This is a genomic window from Alcanivorax sp. HI0044, from assembly GCF_001634945.1.
In genome coordinates this window covers 1-776 of the sequence record NZ_LWEZ01001010.1, presented here as the reverse complement: position 1 = coordinate 776, position 776 = coordinate 1, and the positions used below count along the sequence as shown (strand labels likewise).

Sequence of the window (776 nt, the reverse complement as noted above, 5' to 3'; positions counted from 1 at the left end):
GGATGGCTCTGAAATCGCCACGGATTATGTGCATCGCAACGCCGAACTGAATGGTGTCGCTGACACGGTGGGCAGCATTCAGGGCGATGCGTTTGCGGCCATGAAGCAATTGATTGCCGACGGCGAAAAGTATGATCTGGTGGTGCTGGACCCGCCGGCGTTCATCAAGCGCAAAAAAGATTTCAAGAACGGCCTGGCCGGTTATCACGCCATCAACGAGCTGGCCATGCGGCTGGTGAAACCCGGTGGCTATCTGGTATCGGCGTCCTGCTCCATGCACATGCCGGCAGAGCGTCTGCTGGATGTGGTGCACAGTAGCGCCCGGCACATCGACCGCAGCATTCAGGTGGTGGGTTACGAAGGGCAGGGGCCGGATCACCCGGTGCACCCGGCCATTGCCGAAACCGCTTACCTGAAGACCTGGTTCTGCCGGGTGCTGTTCAGCCTGTAGGGTATGTGACGATGGAGCTTGCCTTGGCCTTTCTGGCCCTGTTCATGAAAGCCATGGTGCTGGGCGCTCCGTTTCTCGCCGGTTTCCTGGTGGTGATCGTCGGGCTGGGGCAATGGGTGGGGCAGCGCGAAGGCTGGAGCCGGTTCGATGCGTTCTACTGGTCCATGATTACCGCGTTGACGGTGGGGTACGGGGATCTGCGTCCATCACACAAGAGCACCAAGTTCATGGCGATCCTGGTGGCCATTGTGGGCATCATGTTCAGCGGGGTCTTTGTGGCGGTGACAGTGGCCGCAGCCACCGAAGCCTTCAGGACCTATATGGT

2 protein-coding genes are annotated in these 776 nt (G+C 59.8%); both read left to right on the top strand.

The window, feature by feature from the left end; genetic code table 11:
- Positions 1 to 451: class I SAM-dependent rRNA methyltransferase (locus tag A3730_RS31620; RefSeq protein WP_369819069.1), on the top strand; the 451-nt coding region annotated here is incomplete at its 5' end.
- A gap of 23 nt (positions 452 to 474) precedes the next feature.
- The coding region (locus A3730_RS11925; RefSeq protein WP_231883942.1) for a potassium channel family protein at positions 475 to 776 on the top strand (302 nt) is incomplete at its 3' end.